Annotated in this window: 2 protein-coding genes; both read right to left on the reverse strand. The window is 54.6% G+C overall.

All coding sequences use genetic code 11. The annotated features are described in order from the left end of the window. Nucleotides 1–374: YybH family protein (locus BLV07_RS45745; protein ID WP_143035762.1), on the reverse strand; the 374-nt coding region annotated here is incomplete at its 3' end. Between the two features lie 47 nt (nucleotides 375–421). Then, the gene (locus BLV07_RS45750; protein WP_091899147.1) at nucleotides 422–805 is read right to left on the reverse strand and encodes a cupin domain-containing protein; all 384 of its coding nucleotides are present in this window, start codon (nucleotides 803–805) and stop codon (nucleotides 422–424) included. Between the last annotated feature and the right edge of the window lie 373 nt (nucleotides 806–1178).

Here is a 1178-nt window from a genome sequence, read left to right on the forward strand (position 1 = left end):
ACGATGATGGCAGTGTAGTAGCCATGTAGCGGTTGATCGCCGAGCTTGGCGTGCCATTCGCCAGCATTGAACACGAAGCTTCCGACGGTACGGGATTCAGTGCGCTGAACCGTGTAGTCATGGAGCCCGAGCGCAACGACCTCCTGCAGATTGCGTCGAATGGCTTCTCGGCCAACGAACATCCCGCTCGGCGTTACCCTGATAGCATCCTCAGTAAACGCATTGGCCATCGCATCGACGTCTTTGCGGTTGTAGGCCTCGGCAAAGTTTTTCTGCAGGTCGGCGTATTGATCCTCAGTGACCTGCTGCTTCTGGCCAAAAGCGACAGCAGAGATCGAGGCAAGGCATGCGGCAAGTATGATCGTACGCACCATCGAGGTCGCTCCTCGGTTACCTAGCCGTAGATCACCACTACAACGATCTACTTCGGTGGTGAGTCGTAGAGCGGCTTGCCTTTGTCGACGATGTGGACGGTCAAAAGCTTGATCGTTTTGTCACCGACGACCTTGTAAGCACCGTGCGGCGTATCTCGTACGTTCAAGCCAACAGTGCCAGTCGGGATCGGCATCTGCTTTCCATCGGGCAGTTCGATCGTACCCCCTTCGAGGAAGTAATATGACTCGTCGCCATGATGAATGTGGCGCATCGATACATCACCCGGCTTAAGCTCGCTAATGCTCGTGATGATCTCCATGTTCGTGCCAGTAAGGTCGCCTCGCTTCAGCTCTTTACGAAACGGCGAGTCCTGTGCACTAGCGGCTGTTGCCAGCATCGAAGCCAAAGCAATTCCGAGCACCATCTTCATTGCAATCCTCCCTGAGCAAAATTCGATCTTGAAATAGTTCACCGGTAAAACGACAGCATCGTTCACTTTGCAGCCATGGACAAGCCGAACTCGGCACCTACTATCTTGCAGCGCAGCAAGCCTCAGTCCAAATTTCCCCGGTGAAACTCTCGGTCGCTATCAGCACCCTAAAACGCTACAGCTACCCCGCAGCCCAAGACGAAGCTCGATGATGCGTTCGGGCTAGCTGCGGGCTCCGAGACACTGGGGCCAGCCCAAATGCATCAGCGACTCTGGGAGAGCTGGGAGTCCATCAGCAGTCCAAGATGCACAGGAGAAAAGGCAGGGTTCTCGACAAAAAATTGACAGGGCAGTTCTTTGCAGAATCCGAAGT

This window comes from Bradyrhizobium sp. Rc2d (assembly GCF_900099855.1).
In the GTDB taxonomy this organism is placed as follows: domain Bacteria; phylum Pseudomonadota; class Alphaproteobacteria; order Rhizobiales; family Xanthobacteraceae; genus Bradyrhizobium.